This window comes from Martinezella sp. CNPSo 3890 (assembly GCF_057784455.1).
On the sequence record NZ_JBXSOR010000003.1, the window covers coordinates 31,500 to 51,809 of the forward strand.

25 protein-coding genes are annotated in these 20,310 nt (G+C 60.0%); 15 read left to right on the top strand and 10 right to left on the bottom strand.

Annotated elements, in window-relative coordinates:
- The first annotated feature begins 88 nt into the window (after window positions 1-88).
- From AC13RC_RS10090 to AC13RC_RS10110, 5 genes are all read left to right on the top strand, one after another.
- Window positions 89-571, top strand: coding sequence for a peroxiredoxin (locus tag AC13RC_RS10090; protein ID WP_488557063.1), 483 nt, complete (start codon window positions 89-91; stop codon window positions 569-571).
- Between the two features lie 4 nt (window positions 572-575).
- Window positions 576-1,400, top strand: coding sequence for a ferritin-like domain-containing protein (locus tag AC13RC_RS10095; protein ID WP_488557064.1), 825 nt, complete (start codon window positions 576-578; stop codon window positions 1,398-1,400).
- Between the two features lie 116 nt (window positions 1,401-1,516).
- Window positions 1,517-2,833: a peptidoglycan DD-metalloendopeptidase family protein gene (locus AC13RC_RS10100; protein WP_488557065.1), complete on the top strand. Its 1,317-nt coding sequence runs from the start codon at window positions 1,517-1,519 to the stop codon at window positions 2,831-2,833.
- A 197-nt stretch (window positions 2,834-3,030) separates the two neighbouring features.
- Window positions 3,031-4,551 carry a DEAD/DEAH box helicase gene (locus AC13RC_RS10105; RefSeq protein ID WP_095434991.1) on the top strand — a complete coding sequence of 507 codons (1,521 nt, stop codon included), beginning with the start codon at window positions 3,031-3,033 and terminating at the stop codon, window positions 4,549-4,551.
- Window positions 4,552-4,618: 67 nt separating this feature from the next.
- Window positions 4,619-5,041 carry an NUDIX domain-containing protein gene (locus tag AC13RC_RS10110; protein WP_488557066.1) on the top strand — a complete coding sequence of 141 codons (423 nt, stop codon included), beginning with the start codon at window positions 4,619-4,621 and terminating at the stop codon, window positions 5,039-5,041.
- A 3-nt stretch (window positions 5,042-5,044) separates the two neighbouring features.
- On the opposite strand, the gene AC13RC_RS10115 is transcribed toward AC13RC_RS10110, so the two are convergent.
- From AC13RC_RS10115 to AC13RC_RS10145, 7 genes are read right to left on the bottom strand one after another with little or no spacing between them, the layout of a single operon-like run.
- Window positions 5,045-5,365 carry a TfoX/Sxy family protein gene (locus AC13RC_RS10115; RefSeq protein WP_069612994.1) on the bottom strand — a complete coding sequence of 107 codons (321 nt, stop codon included), beginning with the start codon at window positions 5,363-5,365 and terminating at the stop codon, window positions 5,045-5,047.
- 3 nt (window positions 5,366-5,368) lie between these two features.
- On the bottom strand, window positions 5,369-7,003 hold the full coding sequence (locus AC13RC_RS10120; RefSeq protein ID WP_488557067.1) for an NTP transferase domain-containing protein: 1,635 nt from the start codon (window positions 7,001-7,003) through the stop codon (window positions 5,369-5,371).
- On the bottom strand, window positions 7,000-7,707 hold the full coding sequence (locus AC13RC_RS10125) for an XdhC family protein (protein ID WP_488557068.1): 708 nt from the start codon (window positions 7,705-7,707) through the stop codon (window positions 7,000-7,002). Before AC13RC_RS10125 ends, AC13RC_RS10120 begins: the two co-directional genes overlap by 4 nt.
- Window positions 7,707-8,036 (bottom strand): XdhC family protein, encoded by a 330-nt coding sequence (locus AC13RC_RS10130; RefSeq protein ID WP_069613195.1) that lies wholly within the window; start codon window positions 8,034-8,036, stop codon window positions 7,707-7,709. Before AC13RC_RS10130 ends, AC13RC_RS10125 begins: the two co-directional genes overlap by 1 nt.
- Window positions 8,037-8,043: 7 nt before the next feature.
- Complete coding sequence (locus AC13RC_RS10135) at window positions 8,044-9,291, bottom strand: vWA domain-containing protein (RefSeq protein WP_488557069.1); 1,248 nt, start codon at window positions 9,289-9,291, stop codon at window positions 8,044-8,046.
- Between the two features lie 3 nt (window positions 9,292-9,294).
- On the bottom strand, window positions 9,295-10,224 hold the full coding sequence (locus tag AC13RC_RS10140) for an AAA family ATPase (RefSeq protein WP_488557070.1): 930 nt from the start codon (window positions 10,222-10,224) through the stop codon (window positions 9,295-9,297).
- A 19-nt stretch (window positions 10,225-10,243) separates the two neighbouring features.
- A complete protein-coding gene (locus tag AC13RC_RS10145; protein WP_113355538.1) occupies window positions 10,244-10,738 on the bottom strand; it encodes a flavin reductase family protein in 495 nt (164 codons plus the stop codon).
- A 168-nt stretch (window positions 10,739-10,906) separates the two neighbouring features.
- Between AC13RC_RS10145 and AC13RC_RS10150 the strand changes: the two genes are divergently transcribed.
- The 4 genes from AC13RC_RS10150 to purB all read left to right on the top strand — a co-directional run bounded on the left by AC13RC_RS10150 (window position 10,907) and on the right by purB (window position 14,669).
- On the top strand, window positions 10,907-11,986 hold the full coding sequence (locus AC13RC_RS10150) for an ABC transporter substrate-binding protein (protein ID WP_488557071.1): 1,080 nt from the start codon (window positions 10,907-10,909) through the stop codon (window positions 11,984-11,986).
- An 81-nt stretch (window positions 11,987-12,067) separates the two neighbouring features.
- The gene (gene rpe, locus AC13RC_RS10155) at window positions 12,068-12,754 is read left to right on the top strand and encodes a ribulose-phosphate 3-epimerase (RefSeq protein ID WP_113355534.1); all 687 of its coding nucleotides are present in this window, start codon (window positions 12,068-12,070) and stop codon (window positions 12,752-12,754) included.
- Window positions 12,755-12,770: 16 nt separating this feature from the next.
- Window positions 12,771-13,262, top strand: a complete 492-nt coding sequence (locus AC13RC_RS10160) for a hypothetical protein (RefSeq protein WP_152092857.1) — start codon at window positions 12,771-12,773, stop codon at window positions 13,260-13,262.
- 105 nt (window positions 13,263-13,367) lie between these two features.
- Complete coding sequence (purB, locus tag AC13RC_RS10165; RefSeq protein ID WP_092716414.1) at window positions 13,368-14,669, top strand: adenylosuccinate lyase; 1,302 nt, start codon at window positions 13,368-13,370, stop codon at window positions 14,667-14,669.
- On the opposite strand, the gene AC13RC_RS10170 is transcribed toward purB, so the two are convergent.
- Entirely contained in the window at window positions 14,650-15,165 is a 516-nt protein-coding gene (locus AC13RC_RS10170; RefSeq protein WP_488557072.1) for a low affinity iron permease family protein, read from the bottom strand. The genes purB and AC13RC_RS10170 overlap by 20 nt on opposite strands.
- A gap of 86 nt (window positions 15,166-15,251) precedes the next feature.
- Window positions 15,252-16,052, bottom strand: a complete 801-nt coding sequence (locus AC13RC_RS10175; RefSeq protein ID WP_183811134.1) for a DUF2189 domain-containing protein — start codon at window positions 16,050-16,052, stop codon at window positions 15,252-15,254.
- A 168-nt stretch (window positions 16,053-16,220) separates the two neighbouring features.
- Between AC13RC_RS10175 and AC13RC_RS10180 the strand changes: the two genes are divergently transcribed.
- The 6 genes from AC13RC_RS10180 (at window position 16,221) to AC13RC_RS10205 (ending at window position 19,989) form a co-directional block, all read left to right on the top strand.
- Window positions 16,221-16,775 (top strand): RBBP9/YdeN family alpha/beta hydrolase, encoded by a 555-nt coding sequence (locus AC13RC_RS10180; protein ID WP_069613004.1) that lies wholly within the window; start codon window positions 16,221-16,223, stop codon window positions 16,773-16,775.
- A gap of 266 nt (window positions 16,776-17,041) precedes the next feature.
- Window positions 17,042-17,806, top strand: coding sequence for a phosphoribosylaminoimidazolesuccinocarboxamide synthase (gene purC / locus AC13RC_RS10185; RefSeq protein ID WP_069613005.1), 765 nt, complete (start codon window positions 17,042-17,044; stop codon window positions 17,804-17,806).
- A 17-nt stretch (window positions 17,807-17,823) separates the two neighbouring features.
- A complete protein-coding gene (gene purS, locus AC13RC_RS10190; protein ID WP_069613006.1) occupies window positions 17,824-18,066 on the top strand; it encodes a phosphoribosylformylglycinamidine synthase subunit PurS in 243 nt (80 codons plus the stop codon).
- A gap of 103 nt (window positions 18,067-18,169) precedes the next feature.
- Complete coding sequence (gene purQ / locus AC13RC_RS10195; protein ID WP_145317230.1) at window positions 18,170-18,841, top strand: phosphoribosylformylglycinamidine synthase subunit PurQ; 672 nt, start codon at window positions 18,170-18,172, stop codon at window positions 18,839-18,841.
- Between the two features lie 122 nt (window positions 18,842-18,963).
- Complete coding sequence (locus AC13RC_RS10200) at window positions 18,964-19,371, top strand: hypothetical protein (RefSeq protein ID WP_472516979.1); 408 nt, start codon at window positions 18,964-18,966, stop codon at window positions 19,369-19,371.
- Window positions 19,372-19,455: 84 nt separating this feature from the next.
- Window positions 19,456-19,989, top strand: a complete 534-nt coding sequence (locus AC13RC_RS10205; RefSeq protein ID WP_488557073.1) for an AAA family ATPase — start codon at window positions 19,456-19,458, stop codon at window positions 19,987-19,989.
- Window positions 19,990-20,029: 40 nt separating this feature from the next.
- On the opposite strand, the gene AC13RC_RS10210 is transcribed toward AC13RC_RS10205, so the two are convergent.
- Entirely contained in the window at window positions 20,030-20,275 is a 246-nt protein-coding gene (locus tag AC13RC_RS10210; protein ID WP_069613009.1) for a DUF1127 domain-containing protein, read from the bottom strand.
- Window positions 20,276-20,310: the final 35 nt, after the last annotated feature.

Consider the following 20,310-nt stretch of genomic DNA (forward strand, 5'->3'; position numbering starts at 1 on the left):
GCTGCGTCCCATTGGACGGCACACGCGAGCAGTATATATGCCTTACCCCAAGTGTCATCTAAAAAACCGGCAAAAGAAAGGTTTTCCCGTGGCGGAAGTTTTTCCGATTCAACTGAACATCGGTGACAAGGCGCCGGATTTCGATCTTCCGCGCGATGGTGGCGATCGCGTTCACCTTGCCGATTTTGCCGGCAAGCCGTTGGTGATCTATTTCTATCCCAAGGATGACACCACCGCCTGCACGACGGAATCGATTACCTTCACGGCACTTGCTGCCGATTTCGCAAAGCTCGGTGTCGCCCTCCTCGGCGTCTCTCCGGATTCTGTGAAAAGCCATGACAAATTCGTCAAGAAGCACGCGCTTTCCGTTCCGCTCGCCTCCGACGAGGAAAAGACCATGGCGATGGCCTATGGCGTCTGGCGCGAAAAAAGCATGTATGGCCGCACCTATATGGGTGTGGTGCGCTCGACCTTCCTGATCGGCGCCGATGGGCGCATCGCTGCAATATGGGACAAGGTCAAGGTCGCCGGACACGCCGAAGCCGTTCTGGCTGCGGCCAAGGAACTTTGAAGGCATGTCCGGCAGTCCCATCACGTCGCTGCGCGGCGGCGCCATCGCCGCCATCCGTTCGGCCGATCTCGATATAAAGACCGAGCTCGCCCAGGAATCGGCGACACGTTGGTTTGCCCGCTCCCTGTCGCTGCGTTCGCCGCTCGACCCGCCGCTCGCCGATCGGCCCGGTCGGCCCGAAAAGCCGGAGCTTGTGCCGCCGAAAAACATGGAGAAGCGCTCGCTGCATACGCTGAAAGGCCGCATCGCGCTCCTGCATGCCATCGCCCATATTGAGCTGAATGCCGTCGATCTCGCATTGGACATTGTCGCGCGCTTTGCAACCGGCCCGGTTCCCAATTCCTTCTTCGACGGCTGGATGCAGGTCGCCTTCGAAGAAGCCAAGCATTTTCGCATGGTGCGGGCGCGTTTGCGGGAACTCGGCGCAGATTACGGCGATCTGCCCGCCCATGATGGCCTCTGGCAGGCTGCCCATGCGACCAGCACCGATCTGACCGCGCGCCTGGCAGTCGTGCCCTTGATCCTCGAAGCGAGAGGTTTGGACGTGACGCCGGCCCTTCAGGCAAAGATGCGCGAAACCGGCGATCTCGAAAGCGCCGCCATACTCGACGTCATCTATAATGACGAGAAGGGCCATGTTGCCGTCGGTGCGAAATGGTTTCGCTTCCTGTGCGCGCGGGAAAAGCGCGATCCGGCCCGAACCTTTCAGGAGCTGGTGCGCGCTAATTTTCGGGGCTCGCTGAAGGCACCGTTCAACGATATCGCCCGGGCGGAAGCCGGACTGACACCCTCTTTCTACCGTTCACTGACATCTACAAGCAATGCTTGATATACTAACGTAAAATGGCTTTTTCCGGTATTTAATACTGCCATAGAAAGCATTCATTAACCATAATGCCGTGTACTTCCATCGGGTGCCAAAAGGCACCGATTGGGAGAGTCTCGGTGACAGCAAAGCCTCAGAACCGGGTTTTCGGCAAGCAAAGGCGACATCACACCATCATCCTCGCCAGCGGCGATACGGTGCGCCATATGACCGTGCGTCCATGGATGGCGGCTATTGCCGTCTGCATGGTCGGAATTTTTTCGATCGGCTATCTCCTTGCTACGTCCTATCTTGTTCTGCGTGACGATCTGATCGGCGCGACGATGGCCCGCCAGGCGCGCATGCAATATGACTATGAAGACCGTATCGCCGCCCTGCGCGCCCAGGTCGATCGCGTCACCTCTCGCCAGCTCCTGGACCAGCAGGTGGTGGAGGAAAAGGTCGACAAGCTGATCGAACAGCAGCAGCAACTCTCCTCACGCAACGGCAAGCTCAGCACTCTGCTCGACCGGGCAGAGAACTCCGGCCTGACCGACAAGAGCGCACATCCGGATGCCGGCGCTGCTGCGCCAAAGAATGAACATGCCCAGCTGACGTCACCCAAGGCAATCGAAAAGCTTCTCATGAGCGGCAAGCCGGCTGACGCGACACCCGACAACTCCACGCTTGCCTACGTCCCTGCCCCCGAAACCGTTGCCGACCGCGCCGATCGGGTCTTCTCGAAGGTGACGCTGTCGCTGAAGCATATCGAACAGGATCAGTTGTCTCGCATCCACAATCTCACCGCCGATGCGTCGGAAACTGCCACCTCAATCCAATCGATCATGCAGAATGTCGGGATCAAAGTGCCGAACGAGGTCGCCGGCATTGCGCGTGACGATGCGGATGACGGTGTGGGCGGTCCCTACGCACCTCCCGAAAATGTCGACCAGTTCGAACGATCCATGGCGGAACTCGATACCGCCCTGACACATCTGGAAACAGTTCGGGGGGCGGCCGAAAGCCTACCCTTCCGCAACCCGGCGCCGGGCAAGCTCGTCACCAGTCCTTTTGGCAATCGCAAGGATCCATTCTTCGGCACGCTGGCACTTCACACCGGCACGGATTTCCATTTCAGTCCCGGTGAGAAGATCAAGGCTACCGCTCCCGGCAAGGTGGTTTCGGCTGGATGGACCGGCGGCTACGGCAACATGGTGGAAATCGACCACGGCGACGGCATCTCCACTCGCTATGGGCATATGGAACAGGTCCTCGTCAAAGTCGGCGACAAGGTCGGCGCCGGTGATGCGATCGGTCTTGCCGGCAGCACGGGGCGCTCGACAGGAACACATCTGCATTATGAAGTGCGCGAGAACGGACATCCCATAGACCCGATGTATTTCATCGGCGCTGGCACGAAACTCGCAAGTTACATCAGCGGATTGGGCGCAATTTAGCTGCCGGAATTGTGACAAACGCGCAACAAAGATGGCACTAATCCAAAAATTGCGTTATCAATGAACTTCAGGCCTGTTGAAGCGCCTGCTTTCCTTGACTTCCCGGGTATTTGGTTCTATGTCGCGCTGCATTGCGGCACGCTCCTGCGTGTCGACTCATGGTGTTCGACTGAACCAAGACGGAATTAGATTTCCCTTTGACAACATTTGCTGACCTTGGCCTGAGCCAAAAAGTCCTTTCCGCGGTAACTGACGCGGGCTACACCACACCGACTCCGATCCAGGCCGGTGCAATCCCCTTTGCGCTTCAGCGCCGTGACATCTGCGGCATTGCCCAAACCGGAACCGGCAAGACGGCCTCCTTCGTACTGCCGATGCTGACGCTGCTGGAAAAGGGTCGCGCCCGCGCTCGCATGCCGCGGACGCTTATTCTGGAGCCGACGCGCGAACTCGCAGCGCAGGTCGCCGAAAACTTCGAAAAATACGGCAAGAACCATCGACTGAACATTGCCCTTCTCATCGGCGGCGTTTCCTTCGAAGAGCAGGATCGTAAGCTGGAGCGTGGCGCCGATGTGCTGATCTGCACGCCCGGCCGTCTGCTGGATCATTTCGAACGCGGCAAGCTGCTGATGAGCGCCGTCGAGATCTTCGTAATTGACGAAGCCGACCGTATGCTCGACATGGGCTTCATCCCGGATATCGAGCGCATTGCCAAGCTCATCCCCTTCACGCGTCAGACCCTGTTCTTCTCGGCAACGATGCCGCCGGAAATCCAGAAGCTAGCCGATCGTTTCCTGCAGAACCCGGAACGCGTTGAAGTCGCCAAGCCGGCATCGACGGCCAAGACCGTGACACAGCGTTTCGTTGCCTCCCACGGCAAGGATTACGAGAAACGCGCCACGCTGCGCGATCTCATCCGCGCCCAGACGGATTTGAAGAACGCTATCATCTTCTGCAATCGCAAGAAGGACGTTTCCGACCTCTTCCGCTCGCTGGATCGCCACGGCTTTTCCGCCGGCGCGCTGCATGGTGACATGGATCAGCGCTCGCGCATGACCATGCTGCAGAACTTCAAGGATGGAAACCTGCAGCTGCTCGTTGCCTCCGACGTCGCAGCACGCGGCCTCGACATTCCCGATGTCAGCCACGTCTTCAATTTCGATGTTCCGATCCATTCGGAAGACTATGTTCACCGCATCGGCCGCACCGGTCGCGCCGGCCGCTCCGGCGCCGCCTTCACCATCGTCACGAAGCGCGACACCAAGCATGTCGACGCCATCGAGAAGCTCATTGGTGAAGACGTTCAGTGGCTGAACGGCGATCTTTCGGCTCTGCCACCGGCAGACGAGAGCAGCGACGACAACCGTTCGTCTCGCCGCCGTGACCAGAAGGGCAAGGGCCGCGATCGGGATCGCAGCCGTGGAGGCCGCAACGCCTCGAGTCATAAATCTGATATCGACGTCGAGGATAATGACGTCGTAGCGATCGAAGCAGCACCAGCAAAGGCCGAAAGCGTGAAGAACGAGCGCAAGTCTGAGAACAACAATAACAGATCCCATAACGGTTCTCGCAACAACCACCGGCCCTTTCCTGCTGCCAATGACGATCACCGCGAGCGCCGCAACCGTTATCGCGATCAGGATGACGGTCCGACGCCAGTCGGCTTCGGCGATGATATCCCGGCTTTCATGCTCATCGTGGCAAACGCCAAGGCCTGATAGATTCCGCTCAGACACGCAGCAGATCGGCTTGCCGGATGTTGCGTCCAATCTCGGGATTTGAATATTGGGCAAGCCGGGCATCGATTTCCCAGGACTGGGAACCGGTCTCGCAATCTTGCAGGACGGCAAGCTTTTGCTCTATCGCCGCCTCAAGGCACCTGAAGCCGGATGCTGGAGCATCGTCGGCGGCAAGGTCGATCATATGGAGCCTGCCACCAAGGCCGCAATTCGCGAAGCGGAAGAGGAAAGCGGCCTCTCCATCGGCAAGATCGACTATCTCTGTACGCAAGAAGTCATCATCGAGGCCGAGCGGCAGCACTGGATCTCGCTGATCTACGTCTGCAAGGATTTTTCCGGCGAACCGCGCCTGATGGAGCCGGACAAGCTCTCCGATTTCGGCTGGTTCGGCCGCGGCGAGCTGCCGGCTCAGCTTTCCGAGTTCGCCAAGGCAACGATCGCCCATTTGAGCGAAGCGGAATTCCGCTGACGCCTATTTATCCGAGCGAAGGGCAGCCTCATAGGCCAGCCGCACCCAACGCGCCATTTCATCCGGATCGTCGAACGCGTCGTCGGGTATCGACCAATAGGGCATGTTGACGGCCTTGCCTTTCTTGCCTTCGTAGGCCCAGCGTCGCGCGCCGGCGGCCTCAAATTGGGAGGCACTGGCATCGTCCGCTTTCAGGAGAATCTCGTCATCGACCTCGAGTGCCAATATTCGCCCCATATGATAAATTCCCTTCCCGCCGAACATCCGTTTGATGGTGATCGGCCCGAGCGACTGAAACATCTCCTCGATATCGATATTGTCCATTCCCTACCCCTTCAAAGTCCCACCGGCCGCGACAACGGCCTCAGGCGTATCGACATCGAGATGTGCCGCCTCGCCGATCTCGACATCGACAACCGGAAGGCCCGATGTCTCGATGATATGCCGGGCGCCCACATCGCCCTCCAGCCGCATCACGGCGTTCAAGACCGAGCGCGGCAGGATGACGGGATTGCCGCGCTTGCCGCCCGATACCGCCCGCACGATCGCCTTGCCGTTCGCCTCCCGGAAGGCGGCCATCAGGGCTTTCAGATCATCGCTGGTGACGCCGGGCATATCGGCCAGCATGACAAGAACACCATCGGCCCTACGTGCTGCCCGTGTGCCGACACCTGCAACCAGCGAACTGGCCATGCCCGAGCCATAATCCGGATTGAATACCGCCTCGACGGTGAGACCATTGAGTGCGGTTTCGATCTCATTGCGCCGGTGCCCCGTGACGACGACGATATCCGATATGCCGCTTGCAATGGCGATAGATGTCGACCGGCGTACCAGCGGCACGCCATCGAATTCCGCCAAAAGCTTGTGCGAGCCCCCCTCGCCCATGCGGCTCGCCTTTCCCGCAGCCAGCAGGACGATGGCAACCGAGATCTCCGACGGCGGTTTGTTGACTATGTCGCGCGGCCGCGGGCGTGATTGAATTTCCATGAGCAGCCCTCCAACGCCCATGGCACTGATATCCTCCGGAGTCGGTCGTTCGCCGGCTAATATGCGATCCAGCACCCAGTCGAAGCCATTCTCCTTCGGACTGCGCGCGCATCCCGGCGCCCCGACGACATAAATGTCGTCTACCCTGCCAAGCACCAGCAGATTACCCGGATCGACTGGCATGCCGACCTGAATGACCTCGCCGCCGGCAAGCCGGATCGCCTCCGGAATGACATCACCGGCATCGATGACAGCCGACGCTCCGAAAACGATCACCAGTTTCGCCAGCCGGTCCTGCGCAGCAAGAGCGCGACGGATCGCGCCGGCAACATCGGCTGCTCTATGGGCAACCCGCTCTTCCCGCTGCAACACACTGCCCGAAGGCTGCAGTCGCTGCGATAATATCCGCGCCGTCTTGTCCATCACCGAAGCCTTCAGCGACGGCAGCTCCGTGGCGACAAGCGATATGGCGTGCGGCATGAAGGGCTTGACCTCGAAAACCGGCATCCGCCGCAAAATTTCGACACCTGAAGCGATTTTGACTCCGGAAACGGCGAGCGGAATGATCTTGAAGGTCGCCACCATGTCGCCTGCTCGAACAGGTACATGGTCTGCAAGACAGGCAAGGGTGATCGCCGGATCGAGATTGTTGACGCGATCGACCGCTATACGATTTGCAACAAACAGGCCGTCGACGGTGCTATGGACATTCACCCGTCCCGTCGCGGCTTCAGAAAAAGTCAGATGATCGGGGGCGACTGCCCGCGCCAGCTGCTCGGCCGCCTCGTCTTCCATGAGGTCGCCCGGTTCGATGCGCGCGGCGATAACGCGGTCAATTCCGGCCGCAGCGAGCCGCTCGATGTCTCCGCCGGTGAGCTTATGCCCCTTGGAAAAGCCGCCGTCCGCCAGCCGAACGGAATGCGCGAGAACCGCCCCCTCCGCCTCCATTGTCAAAAATTCGCCGAAGATCATGGATGGCCGCCTTTTGGCGACGAGACATCCCGCCCGCGAAGCGAGCCGATGATTTCAGCCAGGATGGCGACGGCGATCTCGGCCGGACTTGCAGCACCGATAGGGAGCCCGATCGGCGCATGGATGCGGCCAAGCTCGGCTTCGCCCACGCCTTCCCGCTTCAAGCGTTCCAGCCGGCTGGCATGCGTCTTGCGGCTGCCGAGCGCGCCGACATAAAAACAGCCCGTCTTCAACGCCTGAATGATCGGCTCGTCGTCGATCTTGGGATCATGGGTCACGGCGACCAGCGCCATATAGCTGTCGAGCGGCCGCTCTTTCAGCGCATCCATGGGCCAGTCGGCGATCAGGTCTATGCCTTCGAAGCGCTCCGGCGTTGCAAAGGCGGTGCGCGGATCGATGATCGTCACATCGAAATCCGCTAGGGCCGCCATTCGCGCGAGAATCTGGCTGATGTGCACGGCGCCGATGATAACAAGGCGCGGCGGTGGCAGATGCACGTTGAAGAACAGGCTCTGCCCGTCGATATCAAGGGCTGCGGACTTCCCCGAACGGAATGCCGATGCCGCGGCGTCGGCGAGTGAGCCTTCCAGCACATCGCCTTCAACGATGAGCCGATCCGGGCCTCCGGAGAGATCGGTGACAAGGATCGCCGCCTGTCGCCTGCGCCGCATCTCATTCAAGCGCGCCAGTATCTGCCGATCCATCAGGCGAGCCTTTCGACATAGACGCGGATGCGGCCGCCGCAGGAGAGACCCACGCGCCAGGCCGTTTCATCGGCGACACCGAATTCCAGCATGCGCGACTTGCCCGTTTCGATGACGTCCAGTGCCTCGGTAATGACGGCACCTTCGACGCAACCGCCGGAAACCGATCCGTGAAAATTACCCTCGCCATCGATCACGAGATGACTGCCCGACGGGCGCGGCGCGGAACCCCAGGTATCGACAACGGTCGCCATGGCCACGCTGCGTCCCGCCGACACCCATTCCTCCGCAATCACGAGCGGATCCAGACTTTCGGATATATCTGACATCGGAGCCTCATTGCTTGCCGAGAAACCGTCGCGGATCATAGGAATCCGCGCGGCCGGCGGTGAGCGCCGATACGAGATCGGCTAGAGATAATAGATTGTGAACGGGACGGAATTCGTCAACATGCGGCAGCATTGCTTTTACACCGCGCGCTCGGGCCTCGAAACCCGCGAAGCGCAAGAGCGGATTGAGCCAGATGAGCCGCCGGCAGGAGCGATGCAGCCGATCCATCTCCGCACTGAGCAATTCCACGCCCTCGCGCTCCAGCCCGTCGGTGATCAAGAGCACCACTGCGCCCTGCCCCAGCACGCGGCGCGCCCATAATCTGTTGAACTCCTTCAGCGTCTCGCCGATCCGCGTTCCGCCCGACCAGTCGCGCACAGCTGCCGCGCATTCGTCCAGCGCCTGATCCGGGTCCTTGTGGCGCATCGCTCTGGTAACATTGGTCAGGCGCGTTCCAAACAGAAACGTATGCACACGCCGGCGGCGCTCGGTCAGCACGTGCAGGAAATGCAGGAAGATGCGCGAATATTGGCTCATCGAGCCTGAGATGTCCGCGAGTACCACTAGTGGCGGCTGGATTTCCTTCGGCTTTCGGAAACGCGGCAGGATCAGCGCTCCTCCGGTGCGCAGCGCGGACCGCATTGTCGCGCGCGGATCGACCTTGGCCGCTGTGCGAGATGGTGCGAAACGGCGCGTGCGCACACGATCCAGCGGCAGCTGCAGCTTCTCCAGCTCCTTCTTGGCAACAACAATCTCTGCCGCTGACATCTGCGCGAAATCCAGACGGCGCAGTACCTCGCTGCCGGAGCTTGTAAATCGCGCATCTATCTCGATATCGGGCGTCTCGCGCTGCGGGCTCCGGTCGCTCCGATCGCTCAATAATGCATCGCTTGCCCGACTCTCGCCCGGTTTCGGCTTCTCCCTCTCGCGATGGTCAGGTGTGACCGGCGACATCATCGCGATCATTTTCGCAACGAGATCGCGCGAGCGCCAGAACAGCCGGAACGCCTCGTCGAAGACGACCAGATCTTCATGCCGCTTGACGAAAACGGAACAGAGGGCAGCATGAAACTCCTCGCGGGAACCGATGCCGATGGCCTCGACCGCTTCTATGGCGTCGGCAATCGCCCCAGGACCGATCTTCAGGCCGGCCCTGCGGAGCACCCGACCGAATAGCACGATATTGTCAGCGAGGCGCCCATCACCGGGTGGTGACGGCGCAACAATGATGCCATCATCTGCACCCGGCTCCATGGCTCATCCCGCCGCCAGCAGTTCGGATTTGACTTCGTCCAACACACGCTTGCCTTCGGCGCCCTGAATGCGGGCGATATCGTCCTGATATTTCAGCAAGGTGCCGAGCGTATCCGAAACGGTCTCCGGATCGAGAGCCAGCCGATCGAGCTCCGTTAAAGCGGTCGCCCAGTCGATCGTCTCGGCGACTCCCGGATTCTTGAAGAGATCGAGCGTACGCAGCTTCTGGACGTAAGCGACGATCTGGCGCGAGAGCACTTCATTGCAGCCAGGCACCTTGCGGCGGATGATCTCAAGCTCCTGTTCGGCCTCAGGATAATCGACCCAATGATAGAGACAGCGTCGTTTCAAGGCGTCATGCACTTCGCGCGTCCGGTTGGTGGTGATGATGACGACAGGCGGCTCTGCTGCCCGGATCGTCCCGAGTTCCGGCACAGTCACCTGAAAATCCGACAGCACTTCCAGCAGGAATGCCTCGAAAGCCTCGTCGGTGCGATCAAGCTCGTCGATCAGGAAAACAGGTGCACGCCCGCCGACACCGGACAGTGCCTGCAATACCGGCCGGCGGATCAGATAGCGCTCGGAAAAAATATCGGCCTCGATGCGGTCGCGGTCGGTGAGGCCGGATGCTTCCGCGAGGCGGATTTCCAGCATCTGCGCCGGATAGTTCCATTCGTAGACGGCCGAGGAAACATCCAGACCTTCATAGCATTGGAGGCGGATCAACGGCCGGTTAAGCGCCTTCGCCAAGACCTTGGCAATCTCCGTCTTGCCGACACCGGCTTCGCCCTCCAGAAAGAGCGGCCGCTTCATCTTCAATGCGAGAAACAAAACGGTGCCGAGCGCGCGACCGGCCAGATAGTCATGGGCACCGAGCAACGCCATCGTCTCATCGATGGAACTCGGCAGCGAAAGTATTGTCTGATCCGCCATGATAACTCCCTTGCAGGCGTTATAGCGCGTGATAGCCCCGGTTCATATAGAGGAGTGCCGGCTTTGGTTCGCTATAGCGTAGAGCCATCACCTCGCCTAAGATGATATTGTGTGTGGAGGCCTGCTTGATCTCGATCACGCGGCAATCGAAGGCGGCAAGAGCATCGGCAAGCACTGGCGCCCCCGTCACCAGCGTCTCGAATTTGCCGGCAGCGAAGCGCTCATCGACGGTCAGTTGCGTCTTGCCGGAAAAGGCGTCGGCCAAGGCTTGATGATCTGCGCCGAGCGAGTTTAGGGCGAAAATGCCGCTTTTGAAGAAGATCTCGTTCTTGGCGTTGCTGTTGTTGAGGCAGATCAGAACCGTCGCCGGGCTGTCCGATACCGAGCAGGCCGCCGTGATCGTCACGCCGCGCCGCTCAGCACCGAGCGCCGTCGTCACCAGTTGCACATGCCCCGCATAGCGGCTCATGGCATCGCGATAAAGCGCCGGGTCCATACGTTGCCTGTCTAGCACCACCGTCTCCTTTGTTGAGTCGTGCTTGCCTAACATTCAATATGACGGTCAGGTGTTAGCTTTTCTACAATAGCATTATTGAAAACAGAGCGATTTTGCTGCTTTTTCTTTGACGATGCCCCGCAGACGGATAAATAGGGCAGGAAAATTGTCCGGGATACTCCATCGATGAACGTTCTGCGTCGCCTTCCGCTCCTGCTTGCGCTGCTTTCGGCAGCCGGCAGCAGCTATGCCGCAGGAATTCACATCGGCGTGGTCGCACCACAGGACGGCAATTTCGCAACGCTCGGGGCAGAGATAACCGGTGGCGCAAATTTCGCGATCCAGGCCCAAAAGGATACGGCGACCGTGGTCAACGAGCCTTGTACCGAGGATGGCGGCCGAGCCGCAGCTGAAGCGCTGGTAGCCGCCAAAGCACAAGTCGCGATCGGCTTTCTGTGCACGGAGACCTTGGAAGGCGCGCTGCCGCGCCTCAAGGATGCCGGCATTCCCGTCATCACCGTTTCCGTACGCTCGCGCATTCTCATGGAAGACGCGCTGAAGAATGGCTGGCCGCTCTTTCGCCTCGCGCCGGTCGATAGCGCCGAGGCGGCCGTGGCGATCGACACCATTTTGAAAAATTGGGCCGCGGAACCGATGGCGCTGATCGATGACGGTACGATACACGGTCGCGAACTGGTCGGCGCGATCCGCAATGCGCTCGAGGAAAAGGGGCTAAAACCGGTCTTCACCGATACCTATCGTCCCGGTCAGGATCAACAGATCGCCCTCGTGCGACGACTGAAAAAGGCGGGTGCGACACGCGTCTTCATCGGCGGCGACCGCAGCGATGTTGCCGTGATCGCGCGCGACGTTAAGAGCGAGAATATTCCGCTGGCCCTGATGGGCGGCGATGCCATGCGTGCCGCAGATCAGCCTCTTCCCTTGCTGGAGGGTGTGCAGGCAATCGCTCTGCCCGACTATGCCAGCCTGCCGGCAGCTCAGCCCACGGTACAGGCAATGCGTGCGGCCGGTACCGAACCTGACGGCTATACTCTGCCGACCGCGGCAGCGGCTCAGATCGCCAGCCAGGCAGCGGACAGCGCCAAGGCGGACAATAAACCCGTCGCCGAAAAGCTCGTGGGGACAGTTTTCCAAACAGCGATTGGCCCGATCTCCTTCGGGCAGAACCACGAATTGACCGAAAATCCCTATCGCCTGCTGGAGTGGCGGGGGAATAGCTTCGTGCCGGTGACGCCATCGAACTGAGGTAAGCCGTTCTGGCGGTTGTTTGCCCGCGATAGCGGTGCTAATCCAGGCGCGAAATAATCAGTTGGAGCTCAGCTACCCATGACCTTGCCGATCCGTATTGCCCCTTCCATTCTCGCCGCCGACTTCGCCAAGCTCGGGCAGGAAGTCAAGGATGTGACCGAAGCCGGTGCCGACTGGATCCATCTCGACGTCATGGACGGCCATTTCGTGCCGAACATCTCCTTCGGCGCCGATGTCATCAAGGCACTACGCCCCTATACGACCGCGACCTTCGACTGCCACCTGATGATTTCGCCGGCCGACCCCTATCTGGAAGCCTTCGCCAAGGCCGGCTGCGACCGCATCACGGTTCATGCCGAAGCCGGCGTGCATCTGCATCGTTCGCTGCAGACGATCCGCCATCTCGGCAAGAAGGTCGGCGTCACCCTCAACCCGGCAACGCCACTTTCCGTGCTGGAAAATGTGCTCGATGATATCGACCTGATTTTGATCATGTCGGTCAATCCGGGCTTCGGTGGCCAGAAGTTCATTCCGGCCATGGCTGATAAAATCCGCAATGCCAAGTCCCTGATCGGTGACCGTCCGATCGAACTGGAAGTCGATGGCGGCGTCTCTGTTGAAACGGCCCCTCTGATCACCGCTTCCGGCGCCAATGTCCTCGTTGCCGGTTCGGCGATCTTCAAGGGCGAATCGGTCGACGCCTATCGTCAGACGGTCGGCGATCTCCGGGCTGCCGCCGAACGAGGCCGCGTTGGATCAAATTAATCCGACCGATGTCTTTATCGCGACGGGCCGAGTACGGACCGTCGCCTCGCATTGTCTTGAAATCGCCTGCGGTGCAATCGGCTGGGGCTCTGTCATGGCCGTATCCGCACTTGCCGCCCTTTACGTGCGGAACGGTCTTCTGACCAGCCATCTGGGCGCGCTTACCCTCGTCTACTTCTTCGGCGGCGCCCTCTCCTGGCCAGTCCTCGTGCCGCTCACCCAGCGTTTTGCCCGCCAGCGACCGACCAGCGCGCGTTTTGCCGCCTTCTTTCTGGCCCTCTCCATCGGCACCGCTGCGATGACGGCCCTCCTCTTTGCCATGGACTATCGCTGGTTCTATTCGCGCTGGCACGCGCCATTCGGCTCGCTTATCTGGATCTTCCAGTTCCTGTTCACCGGCGCCAGCGCCGTCTACCAGTTCGCCGTCCTCGGCCTCACCCTGTTTCTGCCATTCGGCCTGCTATGCCTGACAGCCGTTTCGGCCTATCTTGCGCGACGGGCGCGTTGAAGTCCCGCTAAACATTGTGCCCATGAAACATTGTGATTACCGCCCGTCTTTGTTATGGGGGCGCCGAGTTCTCCTTGTCCCGTTAGCCAAGAAAGCTTTGAGCCTATGATCCCGCGCTACTCCCGACCGGAAATGGTCGCCATCTGGTCTCCCGAAACCAAGTTCCGCATCTGGTTCGAGATCGAGGCCCATGCCTGTGACGCGCTAGCCGCGCTCGGCGTCATTCCAAAGTCGGCAGCGGATACGATCTGGGAAAAGGGCGGCAAGGCCACGTTCGACGTCGCCCGCATCGACGAGATCGAAGCCGTCACCAAGCACGACGTCATCGCCTTCCTGACGCACCTGGCCGAAATCGTCGGTCCCGACGCCCGCTTCGTGCATCAGGGCATGACCTCCTCGGACGTGCTCGACACCTGCTTCAATGTCCAGCTCGTGCGCGCCAGCGACCTGCTCATCGCCGATATCGACAAGCTGCTGGAGGCCCTGAAGCGTCGCGCTTTCGAGCACAAGGACACCGTCACCATCGGCCGTTCGCATGGCATCCATGCCGAGCCCACCACCTTCGGCGTGAAACTGGCGCTCGCCTATGCCGAATTCGAGCGCTGCAAGCAGCGCCTGATCGCAGCCCGGGAGGAAGTCGCCACCTGCGCCATCTCCGGCGCCGTCGGCACCTTTGCCAACATCGATCCGCGCGTCGAGGAACATGTCGCCGCCGCCCTCGGCCTGAAGCCGGAGCCGGTCTCCACCCAGGTCATCCCGCGCGACCGCCATGCGATGTTCTTCGCCACGCTCGGCGTCGTCGCCTCCTCGATCGAGCGTCTCGCCACCGAAATCCGCCATCTGCAGCGCACCGAAGTTCTGGAAGCCGAGGAATATTTCTCGCCGGGCCAGAAGGGTTCTTCCGCTATGCCGCATAAGCGCAATCCGGTGCTGACGGAAAATCTGACGGGCCTCGCCCGCATGGTCCGCTCCTATTCCATCCCGGCCATGGAGAACGTCGCTCTATGGCACGAGCGCGATATCTCGCACTCCTCCGTCGAACGCATGATCGGCCCTGACGCGACCGTCACGCTCGATTTCGCGCTGGCCCGCATCACCAGCGTCATCGACAAGCTTCTGGTATATCCGGACAATATGATGAAGAATTTGAACAAGTTCCGCGGGCTTGTTCATTCACAGCGCGTGCTGCTGGCACTGACCCAGGCCGGCGTATCCCGCGAGGATTCCTATCGGCTCGTCCAGCGGAATGCCATGAAGGTCTGGGAGGAAGGCAAAGACTTCCTCGAGGAGCTGCTGGCAGACCAGGAAGTACGAGCCGCCCTTTCGGAAGCAGATATCCGTGAAAAGTTCGATCTCGGCTATCACACCAAGCATGTCGATACGATCTTCAAGCGGGTTTTCGGTTAGAATTTCCCGCTTTCGATTGCGCTTTGCTTGAGGCGGTGCGGCTGACGCGCCGCCTCTTTCTTTTGTCGGCGGATTTGGCCGCGATAGCGCGATCATGCTCGGTACTCTCGCCAGCCTTGCCCTGATGTTGTTCAGGTTCGCGCTTCGCCGCCTTTTCGACCAGCCGGTCGAGGTGCTTGAGATCCTCTTCGTCAAGATTCTCAATCCCGACAAAGCGGTTCTCGGCGGCACTGGTCAGGATGAGTTCATTGAGCTTGGCCTGGATAGCCCTCGTATCGCGCGTCTGCGCATTCTGGAGCAGGAAAACCATCAGAAAGGTGACGATCGTCGTGCTGGTGTTGATGACCAGCTGCCATGTGTCGGAGTAACCGAAAATCGGCCCGGTAGCGCCCCAGAGAACGACGCAAAACAGGGCAAGCACGAAGATGGCCGGTTTGCCGGTCCATTCCGAAACAACAACCGCGAAACGAGTGAAAATATGCGTAAGTCGCGCCATGATCCGCATCTCCTGATGATGCGGATCAACGTAAGAAACCGCGCCGCGGTTCCAATGATGACGGCTTCGGCCAATGCCGGCCTCGTCTAGTTCCCGGTCACAATCAGCTTGCGATAGAGATGCCAGGATGCGTGACCGAGAACAGGCATGATGACCGCCAGCCCGGCAAAGATCGGGATGGTGCCGATGACGAGCAGCGCCGTCACGATCAAGCCCCAGACCGCGATCGGTACCGGATTGGTCAGCGTCGCCCGGATGCTCGCATCGACCGCGGCGACGACACCGACGTCGCGATCCAGCAGCAGTTGGAACGTAACGACCGTTGTCACCAGCGCGACGAGAGCAAAGAGGAAGCCGATCAGATCGCCCCAAAGCATCATCGCCATGCCCTCGCGCGTCGTCAGCACGCTCGACACGAAGGATGAAAGCGTCGGAGGAACACCGTCGCCGAAGTAGATGAAGTAGATGCTCTGCGCCACGAAGAGCCAGACGATGAACAGACCGAACAGCATGAGGCCGGCAACGATGATCGACGGCAAGGCCGATGAGAAGCGCACGTCGAACGCATGGCTCCATGACGTATCCAGCCCCTTTTCCCGCCGCCTGCTGATCTCGTAGAGGCCGATTGCGGCCAGCGGCCCGAGCAGAGCGAAACCGGACATCAGCGGAAACAGCAATGGCAGCAGATTCTGGTCGGTGCTCCAGATCGCCAGCGCAATGCCGGCAATCGGATACATCAGGCACAGAAAAACATAATGCGATGGCTTCTCGCTGAAATCGTCCAGCCCCATCTTCAGGGCGTCGACGAGATCGGCGACACCGATCTTACGGATGGCGGGGCGCGTAAAAGTGTGGTCTGCTCCAGCCATGACGTGAAAGGCCGTCATAATGCTCTCCTCCTCAACCGTGGTACTCGGCTGGCGGTTCAAGATGGCGGCAAACGAGGCGCCGACATCGTCATTCGCTACCGGCAGCGGCAATCCTAGCAAATTTTGCCGCAATTGTCGCCTTTTTCCCTTGACAGTTGGCCTCCCCTTTTCCACATCGGCGAAATCATGAAAGCCTCCGACGCAAACATCCTCATCATCCCCGGCTATACGAATTCCGGCCCCGACCACTGGCAGACGCGCTGGGAGCAGAAGCTCTCGACCGCACGGCGCGTGGAACAGGCGGAATGGTCGAAGCCCGTGCGCGACGATTGGGTGGCCCGCATTGCGGAAGAAGTGAATGCCTCGGACAAGCCCGTCGTCCTCGTCGCGCATTCGCTCGGCGTTCCCTCGGTGATCCATGCGATCCCGCATTTCCGCAACAAGGTCGCTGGCGCCTTCTTCGTCGCGCCGCCCGATGTCGCCAATCCGGCCATCCGGCCGAAGCATCTGATGACGTTCGGCCCCTATCCGCGCGATCCCCTGCCATTTCCGTCGATCACGATCGCAAGCCGCAATGATCCCTTCGGCAGCTACGAACATGCGGATGATATTGCCAACAGCTGGGGCTCGCTGCTGATCGATGCCGGTGAATCCGGCCATATCAATACCGAATCCGGTCATGGCCCTTGGCCGGAGGGCACTATGGTCTTTTCGAAGTTTCTCAGCCAGCTGAAGCCGTAGTATTATTCATCAACGATGATGGACAGAGGCATGCCTCGCCTCACTAGCCTGTGAAGTACCGGGCGCCTTCATTCCATCGTCAGATAAAAGCCTGTAAAACAGGCCATGACTGGACCCCGAATCTTGCATTGGCACCCCGCCAAGGCCGGAATTCCGAGGAAGGAGGCGCAGGCGGATTGTGAATTCGCTTCTTATCCGTTATGGGGACGCCCACATACGATCCACTTGCGCTGTCCCATGAGCGCCAAAGACAGAGAACAATACCAATGAACCGTCGCCGCCGTATTTACGAGGGCAAGGCCAAGATCCTTTACGAGGGGCCTGAGCCGGGCACGCTGATCCAATTCTTCAAGGACGACGCCACCGCCTTCAACAAGAAGAAGCACGAAGTCATCGATGGCAAGGGTGTTCTGAACAATCGCATCTGCGAGTATATCTTCAGCCATCTGAACAAGATCGGCATTCCCACCCATTTCATCCGCCGCCTCAACATGCGCGAGCAGCTGATCAAGGAAGTGGAGATGATTCCGCTCGAGATCGTCGTGCGCAACGTTGCCGCCGGCTCGCTCGCCAAGCGCCTCGGCATCGAGGAAGGCGTGGTTCTGCCGCGTTCGATCATCGAGTTCTACTACAAGTCCGACGCGCTTGAAGACCCGATGGTTTCCGAAGAGCACATCACCGCCTTCGGCTGGGCCAACCCGGCCGAGCTGGATGACATCATGGCGCTTGCCATCCGCGTCAACGACTTCATGACCGGTCTTTTCCTCGGCGTCGGCATCCAGCTCGTCGACTTCAAGATCGAATGCGGCCGCCTTTTCGAAGGCGACATGATGCGCATCATCCTTGCCGACGAAATCTCGCCGGACTCTTGCCGTCTCTGGGATATCGAAACCCGGGAAAAGATGGACAAGGACCGCTTCCGTCGCGACATGGGCGGCCTGCTCGAAGCCTATTCCGAAGTGGCTCGCCGCCTCGGCATCATCAATGAAAACGAACCCGTGCGCGGCACGGGCCCGGTTCTCGTCAAGTAAGTTCAGAAAGGACAATCGTGATCAAGGCTCGTGTAACCGTCACGCTGAAGAACGGCGTTCTCGATCCGCAGGGCAAGGCAATCGAAGGCGCGCTCGGCGCACTCGGCTTTGACGGCGTCCATCAGGTCCGCCAGGGCAAGGTCTTCGATCTCGAGCTTGAAGGCACCGACAAGAACAAGGCGGAAGCCGATCTCAAGGCCATGTGCGAAAAGCTTCTCGCCAATACGGTCATCGAGAACTTCAGCATTTCGATCGACTGATTGTCCTCTTTCGCGAGCCATTCTTCCTTTGTCTGAGGCAATGGAGTATGGCTCGCGAAGCACTTCCAGCGATTATCCCTTTGCCTATTGCGGGACCAGCATCATGAAATCAGCAGTCGTCCAACTTCCAGGCCTCAATCGTGATCGCGACATGATCGCGGCGCTGACCAAGATTTCCGGCCAGGCGCCCGTAACGGTCTGGCAGACGGAGACCGAGATTCCGGATGTCGACCTGATCGTCATTCCCGGCGGCTTCTCCTACGGCGATTATCTGCGCTGCGGCGCGATTGCGGCCCGCATGCCGATCATGCAGGCGATCAAGGACAAGGCCGACAAGGGCGTCAAGGTTTTGGGCGTTTGCAACGGTTTCCAGATCCTTCTGGAAGCCGGCATGCTGCCGGGCGCGCTGATGCGCAACGCCTCGCTGAAATTCGTCTGCCGTGAAGTGAAGCTGGAAGTCGTCAATGCCGAGACGGACTTCACGGCCGCCTATGCCAAGGGCCAGGTCATCCGCAGCCCGGTCGCGCATCACGATGGCAACTATTTTGCCGATGCCGAGACACTGAAGGCGATCGAAGACAACGGTCAGGTGGTCTTCCGCTATGCCGAAGGCACGAACCCCAACGGCTCCGTCAATGACATTGCCGGCGTCATGAACGCCAAGGGCAATGTGCTCGGTATGATGCCGCATCCGGAGAACCTGATCGAGGCAGCCCATGGCGGTAGCGATGGCCGCGGCCTCTTCGCCTCCGCGCTTGGGGTGGTCGCAGCCTGATAACGGCCGATCCACTATCGGAACCATAAAATCGGCGTCTTTGCATAGAACAGCAGGGCGCCGGAAAGCGGCCCGGTACACATTAGCAGACCAGCCCTAACCGCTTCATTGGAAAGAGATTGATGCGCCCTCGCCTCCTGACAGGACTTTATTCCGCCGCTGCCATTGCGATGCTTGGGCTGTTGGTCACCTCTTGCGGCCCGCGTCCGCCGAGCATCACTGCGACCGATCACAGCGCCCTGTCGACGATGGAGCGCATCATGCTCAATGCCAATACCTGCTGGTTCAAGTCTTCGGACCCGGCTTTCGCGAGTTATCAGCTCGCTCCGGAGCTCAACTCCTTCACCGGTCGCCCACGTATCCTCGTGGTCGACAAGAAGCATCCGACCGGCCGGCCATCGCTCGTCGTGCAGGCGGAAGGCAATCCCGCACAGCTGCAGGCCTTCGGTCCGATGATGTCAGGCGCCTCCGGCGGCCGCATCACGGGCGACGTCAATCGCTGGGCTGGGGGCTCGAAAGCTTGCAGCTAGGCTGATGACCCGAGGCTTTCCGCTTCATGCGGAAACCTCGCAGCCAACGCATGACGTGCCCTCTTATGATCAGGGATCATTGTCATGGACAAATTTATCATTCTTTCGGGCTGCTCCGGCGGCGGCAAATCGACGTTGCTGGAGGCGCTCAAGCGACGTGGTCACCACGTCGTCGAGGAGCCGGGCCGCCGCATCGTCATCGAGGAATTGGAAGGCGACGGATCGGCCCTGCCATGGGTCGATGCGCCGGCATTTGCCCGTCGGGCGATCGCCATGTCGCTGACTGACCGCGAGAAAGCGGCGCAATTATCCGGCTTGGTCTTTTTCGACAGAGGATTGATCGATGCCGCTTCGGCGCTCGAACATTTGACGGGCGAACTGGCCCTGGCTTCGCTCGGTCAATTGCACCGCTACAACCGACATGTCTTCCTGACGCCGCCATGGCCGGAAATCTATGTTGGCGATCGCGAGCGGAGACACAATCTTGCGGCGGCGGTTGCAGAGTATGACCGGCTAACCGCCGCCTATCCCACGCTCGGCTACGACGTCCATGTCCTGCCGAAAATCGACGTCGAGGAACGCGCCGATTTCGTTCATTCCGTTCTGGGTCTCAATTAGACGCCGGACAGCTCGATGCCTGATATGCGGCTCAGCCCACTCAATCCCAGAAGAATGACTTACTGACTTCCTTTGCCGCCTCGCGACGCGTCAGGCCGATGTCGTGTAACTGATCATCGGTCAGATCTCTTAGAACACGCCGTCCCTCGCGCTTCTCCAGCCAATCCCAATAGGACGTCCAGAGCCGGCGCAACATATGCGGCCTTGGCTGCGCCGCTCTAATTCCCACGCCCGCCGCGCAGGGGGCTCCCGCTTCGGTCGAACAGATTGTAGCCATTGTACTCATCTTCATTTCCACATGATGGTGACAATTTCGATGCA